Below are 6,098 nucleotides of genomic sequence, written 5' to 3'. Positions count from 1 at the left end.
GCTCGCGGTCCATGCTAGTGTAGTGTCTCTAACATAGCTTTACAATGAGACACCGGCTACTACGACGCATTATTGTCAACAATTATTGTAAAGAAAACTCGGAGACACTACACTAGCAAGACCGAATCTGCCGGCGGACTCTGATGCATTTGACCATCAAATGGAAAGACATATCTGATATAATAGTGCCAGGTATCAGCAGCAGACCCGGCTGTGTTTGCTCTGGAGCGGTCCTGCTCATGGGCAGGGCGAAAAGCAGGGTCGTTGAAGGTTATCGGCCTTGCTTATACCAGACCAGTCCAGCACCGTAGGGGTGCAAAGGGGGGAGAATGGAAGAGAAGACATCGGATTTCAAGGAAGAAACAACCAGCCTGGTAAACGAGGAGGAGAGAACCAGTCTCATAAGTATGGAGGGAATGAGTCTGGAGGAGACACAGACAGCAGAGCAGCTGTACAACAGCGCAGGCCTGGACCCGGTAGTCGAAGCGGGGCTGAAGGACTACGATAGACGTCTACAGCGAGAGAGCAGATTGCTCAACAAGGTGTTTGGGGCGCGCGGAAGTGACATACAAGGCTACGGAGAAACCGTGGCCAAGAGGGTTGCCCTTGCCATATATGGCCAGCTCAACAAGCAGTACGGCGGCAGAGTGGGAGACATGAGGTCCTACATAATGACACTGGAAGACGAGCGCAACCGGGCAAACGAGAAGTATGACGAGCTGATGGGAAGGGTGGTCGGAATACTGGGCAACGAATACAGGGATCTGAGAACTGACTCCGCGGTGTTCATGGAGAAGCTGACGACGGTAGTGGGCGAAGACCTGAAAGAAGTGAGGATTGACCAGAAAGAGCTCACCGAGAGACTGGGTGACATTGACGGTCTCCGGTCACACATAGCTGCTCTGGAGAAGGAGAAGGAGCAGCTGCGGGAGGAGTACGAATTACGAGTAGCTTCACAGAAGATCGAGCATGACGGGGAGACAGAAGACCTGAGAGCGCAGATAGCCGGGGTGAACACGGAAAAGGAAAAGCTCAGGGAAGAGCATGAGTCGCACACTGCCGCGCAGAAGAACGAGCATGGCAAAGAGACAAGAGGCTTGAAGTCGCGAATTGCCAGGCTGGATTCCACAGTAGAAGGGCTGGAGTCGGAGAAGGAGGCCCTCACCGGCGAGCTTGCGCAATTGAGAGAAGTCTGTGCCCAGTTCAAGACGGCTACAGAAACACTGGACGCGGCCATACCGTACGAGGAGATGCGGGACAGACTGGGAGAGGAACTCTACGCCTTCATTCTCAAGGATTCAAGAGTCCCTGATGCCGTGGTAGAGGGTGTGGGGAAGTTCATAGACTTTAAGAAATACCTGGCGATGGCTGTGGAGAGAGGTGCCAGAGAAACACAGAAGCGCACAGAAGAAGTACTTGGCGCGATTTCCCAGGCACCGGACGTGTCCTCACAATGATGGTGGCGATGCGTCGGCCAAGGCGGGTAGTGTATCTCTCCAGACCGAAGACACGCGGTTCATGAGTTCAGGAGCGTGTAGTCTCTGCTTCAGCCTACCTTCTCTACCAGCCACTTCTTGAGCAACTCTCGTAGCTCGTCGTGGCACTCACGCAGGAAGTGGCCGTTGTTCCTGTATACCACCAGTTCCTTTGGCTCTCCGGCCCACTGGTAGATAAGGCGGGAGCAGTCCACCGACAGGTTTCGGTCGCGTTCCCCGTGGATGAGCAGGAGCGGCTTCGGGGACAGCCGCTCCACCCCGGCTGCTCCATAGGTCTGGCTGGATAGTCCCACCACCGCTTTCACCGGAGCGCTCGCTATGCCCGCCTGGATGACCACTGCTCCCCCAAAGGAGTGCCCCACCAGGGCCACTCTCTCTACGTCCAGTTCACCGAGGTAGTAGGCTCCGACGACCACGTCAGTGATGCAGGGTTCGAGGTCACCGGGAAAGCGGTAGTCCAGCCGGAATGAAGTAAGACCTTCGTTGACCAGTTCTTCGCTCAGTGTTCGGAAAATGCCGAAAGAGGGGCCGTCCAGTCCACCCAGCGCTCCACAGACCCAGATTACGCCGCCTCCGCCATTGGCGAGATGAAGTATCCCCCGGATGTTGCCGTTGGAGGTGGTGATGACCACCTCGGTCTGGCCCCGCTCCAGCTTGCGGGTCCGGGCACTTATCAGTTGTAGCTCTCTCTGGTCTTCCATCATGCCGCCATTTTCACAGGGTCGTGAATGAAAGTGCCCGCCTGCGAATATTCCCCGCCGACAGACAGCGTTTCCCCGGTCTCAGGCTTTCAATTATTGCCGGTGCCCATCGTGGTGTCAAGGAGGGTCCGGCTGTGTTCTACCGGGTACCTGGTGCGGACGGTGAGGGTGATGGGCTGCTACCGCGTACCAGGGATACGAATATGCCGATGATGCAGAAGAAGGCGGCGTAGGTGAAGCTGTCCTGGTAGGCACTCACCAGCGAGAGCCTCTCCAGCATACCCGGCGCAAGGCTCTCCCCCTCGAGGGCGGTGGAATGAAACAGCTCGCGTGCGGTGAACATCGCACCCGCGATGGCTATGCCGCAGGACATGCCGATCTGCCGCGTGGTGGCGATCATCGCTGAAGCCGTACTCAGGTTCTGCTGCGGCACCGAGCCCATTACGGCGCTGTTGTTCGGGGAAGAGAACATCCCCAGCCCCATCCCCAGTATCACCAGCCTGAGCAGTATATCGGAGGTGCCCGAGTTTATGTTGAGCGTGCCCATCAGGAAGAGGGCAGCGCTGATCAAGGTCATACCGACGGTGCACAGTATCCTCGAACCGATCTTGTCCGAAAGCCAACCGCTCACCGGACCGACCAGCAGGGAGCTGGCCGAGGTTGCCGCGAGCAGCAGTCCGGCCTGTGATGCAGTGCGGTCGATGCCGTTCAGCAAGTAGAACGGCATGAGAAGCGTGTTGGCGGCCCCGGCCACGAACATGATTAGCATAGTGGCCAGACCGGTGGCAAAGGAGCGACTGCGGAAGAGGCCCAGGGCCAGTATTGGCTGAGTTACCTTTCTCTCGAACACGAGAAACGAGGTCAGCAGGATCGCAGCACCGGCGGCCAGCGAGAGGACTGGTATCGAGTTGAAACCCATTCTCCCTCCGAAGTTGATGCACAGGAGCAGGCAGGAAAGGCCTCCGAAGAGGCTGACAGAGCCACCCCAGTCGAACCTGGCTGTGGTCTCTTCGGCCTTCTGCTCCCGCAGCCACAGCCAGCTCATAACCAGGCCGATGATGCCCACGGGAATCCTGACGTAGAAGATGGCCCTCCAGTCAAGGGCGTCGAGGAGGAGACCGCCGATGACTGGCCCGCTGAGCAGGCCGGTCGAGACTACGGCACCGATGAGACCAAGGGCCTTACCGCGCTCTTCGGGGGGGAAGACAGTAGTGATAATGGCGTTGCCGAGGGCAATAACCATTGCCGAACCGACAGCCTGGACGACGCGGGCAAGGATGAGCTGGACCACACTCTGCGACAGGGCACAAAGTATGAGTCCCACCGTGAAGATGGCCAGCCCCGATACGTAGACCCGCTTCCTTCCGAAGAGGTCACCGAGTTTGCCTATGCTGAGCATGAGGCCGACACTCACCAGAAGGTAGGCTACGGTTACCCAGAGTACCACCGACGGTTCTGTGTCGAAAACCTCGGTGAGTTCGGGCAGTGAGATATTGACGATGCTGGCGTCCAGGGTACTCATGAAGGTACCAATGGACAGCGTCAGCAACGCCAGCCACTTGTAGGTGCTTTTCGTCTCTTCCATCTCGGGACGCCCGGTCAGCCGATGAAGACCTCAAGCTTAGCCGGAGTGGCAACCTGGTTAAGCTCGCTGGTGAACGCCGTCCAGTCGAAGTCCCTCTGGGAGCGGTACTGGTAGTAGAGGTTGACGCGGTCTTCGAGGACAGACATCGTCTCCAGTCTCAGTCCACGGAGGCGGTTATTCAGCAAGCTATTCATCCTGGTTTCAATATCGGAATAGGCGGACTGGTCAAGGCCAATCATCAGGTGCCCTTGGGGGAAGAGCGAGAACCGGTTCCTGGTCAACCACTGGACACCCAGCGCTATAAAGACTATGACATACAGAATGGTGGTCACCAGGAAGTTGCCCGTGGCGGCTCCTATTGACGATGCTATCAAGAGGAGAAGAAAGCCAATCTCGGCAGGGTCTTTGACCGGTGTGCGGAAGCGGACGAAAGACAGCGCCCCGAGCAGTCCCAGGGAGAGTGGGATGGAGGTCTGTATACCGAGGAACAGCGTGGTGATGGCGGGTCCGCCGACGATGAACGTCCGGTGTACACCGGCACCGATATTCTGTGATCCATAGAAGAACTGGTACATCAGGTATGCGATTATTGAAGCCAGCAGGGAAAAACCGATGGCAATGAGTGCGTCCCCGAAGCTCACCGGGGATTGTAAACCGTCAAAGAAATTTAAGAATCCGTCCTGCAAGTTCTGTCCTCCTTTCTAATAGGTTCCTGTGTTATCTCTGGACAACCCGTCCCGGGGGCCATAGCCGTCCCGGAATGCCCGGGTGTAGAAGGTGAGCATCGATGCTGTGACTGTACTTGGAGAATCGACTCCAGTCGATATCAAGCATTTTCATGTGCCTCAGAGCCGGAGGTAATTCAAAAGACGGGCCTTTGACCTCGATGACTCCACCGCGCAGGGGAAGGTCCCGTTCCCCGGTACCCAGGTCCCGTGCCACCATGGTGGAACGGATATTACTATCGAATGAAACCCGGACCCCGGTAAACATCTCGGTGAAGCGGTAACGCCAGTAAGATATCACGATAACCGGCCGGAGGGGGTTCTCCGGATAGTGTCCCAGCCGGGCCAGTGTTTCCACAAGTTTGGCGCGGTCGATAATCCCGGCACCAAGGTTTGCCGTTTCCAGCTTTTGTACCGGTACTGAGAATCCCTGTCGTTTTTTAGAGCTGGCAAAACCCCGCCTGGTCTTTACTTCAAGGAATACCGGGACCTCACCCTGGTAGTCCTCAAGCCGGTCATACCAGCGAATGCGGACCTTGTCTTTTCGGAAATCGCCGGACTCTGACCGGTTGTGCTGGTCGAGGTCCGGGCTATCAAAGTACAGGGTGTTAATCTGTCCCGCCGGGTACTGCCTGTCCGCGCGGCAGACCTGGCGGAGCAGAGTATAAGCTAAAGCGCTCTTCGGTGGCGGAATGAAGAACTTCCGCTCGATTCTCTCTACCGACTCTACTATACTGGGCGCTGTTTCGACTGCTTCTGTTCCGGGTGTCTGTTCTATGGCCGGACTCCTTTCGCGGGTTGTTCCCGGGGCAGGGCATTGTCTGGTAGCCCATCCTGCCGGTTGAACATTGTAGTGCTGCCACCGTTACCACTGCCGTCTCCGGCGCTGACCATTATAACGTACATTGCGGTTATTTGTTAGTCCTTCAGTTCTCATGAGACGTCACAGGCGCATATTGTCTCCGGGTGGTGGTAGGACCAAAGTGTAACAGTTGTTCGTTTGTGATAGGCCGAACTGACAGATGGTAATACGGTGGAGGGCCATGGTCTGGAAGTGCCGACAGTTCCTGCAAAGAAGAAATAGGATGAGCGGATGAAGGTACGCAGTGGTCAGGAGAGCAGTCCGGCTTGGTCTCACAGACCCTGCTCGTTAAGGTGGAGCTACATTTACCCGTCGCGCAGGCCTCAAAATACACATGGCACAATAGTCCGCCATGAGCTTTTTGAAATAGCCCATAATAACGCTCTCTTGCTGGATACAGCTATGGCGTTATTGCGGCTCCGGCAGTGGCTGATTATTGGGTACGTTGTCCCGGCGTTGCTACTAAAGATGGGACCATGGTTGTGGTTCCCACTCAGGTTGTTTACCGGGCGCGCTGTTTATCCCGTCGGCGCTCGATGAGGTCCTCAATCATGATGATAATGTCCTCATCAAGCTCGTTGGGATACTTGCGGTTGGCGTAATCACGGAACTCCGGCCATTCAGCAGTCGGTGCCTGGGTTATTGTTGGCAGGTGTCCCGACATGGAGAGGACTTCCTCCACGGAAACGCCACTGTACTCAGCCAGCTTGCGGCATGAAGCTGTGCTGG

At 56.5% G+C, this 6,098-nt stretch carries 6 protein-coding genes; 1 reads left to right on the top strand and 5 read right to left on the bottom strand.

Annotation, left to right across the window (positions count from 1 at the left end):
* Window positions 1-329 precede the first annotated feature (329 nt).
* Window positions 330-1,457, top strand: coding sequence for a hypothetical protein (locus VMW13_05765; GenBank protein HUV44319.1), 1,128 nt, complete (start codon window positions 330-332; stop codon window positions 1,455-1,457).
* Between the two features lie 89 nt (window positions 1,458-1,546).
* Here VMW13_05765 and VMW13_05760 read toward each other — a convergent pair whose 3' ends face one another.
* The 5 genes from VMW13_05760 to VMW13_05740 all read right to left on the bottom strand — a co-directional run.
* Complete coding sequence (locus tag VMW13_05760; GenBank protein HUV44318.1) at window positions 1,547-2,200, bottom strand: hypothetical protein; 654 nt, start codon at window positions 2,198-2,200, stop codon at window positions 1,547-1,549.
* A gap of 136 nt (window positions 2,201-2,336) precedes the next feature.
* Window positions 2,337-3,782, bottom strand: coding sequence for an MFS transporter (locus VMW13_05755; protein HUV44317.1), 1,446 nt, complete (start codon window positions 3,780-3,782; stop codon window positions 2,337-2,339).
* 14 nt (window positions 3,783-3,796) lie between these two features.
* A complete protein-coding gene (locus VMW13_05750) occupies window positions 3,797-4,468 on the bottom strand; it encodes a DUF4956 domain-containing protein (GenBank protein ID HUV44316.1) in 672 nt (223 codons plus the stop codon).
* A gap of 31 nt (window positions 4,469-4,499) precedes the next feature.
* A complete protein-coding gene (locus tag VMW13_05745) occupies window positions 4,500-5,219 on the bottom strand; it encodes a VTC domain-containing protein (GenBank protein HUV44315.1) in 720 nt (239 codons plus the stop codon).
* Between the two features lie 652 nt (window positions 5,220-5,871).
* A partial coding sequence (locus tag VMW13_05740; GenBank protein HUV44314.1) for a hypothetical protein occupies window positions 5,872-6,098 on the bottom strand: 227 nt, incomplete at its 5' end.

It is taken from the genome of Dehalococcoidales bacterium (genome assembly GCA_035529395.1).
GTDB lineage: Bacteria > Chloroflexota > Dehalococcoidia > Dehalococcoidales > Fen-1064 > DUES01.
Note: the sequence above shows the minus strand (reverse complement) of the source record. Positions and strands in the feature narration are given on the sequence as shown.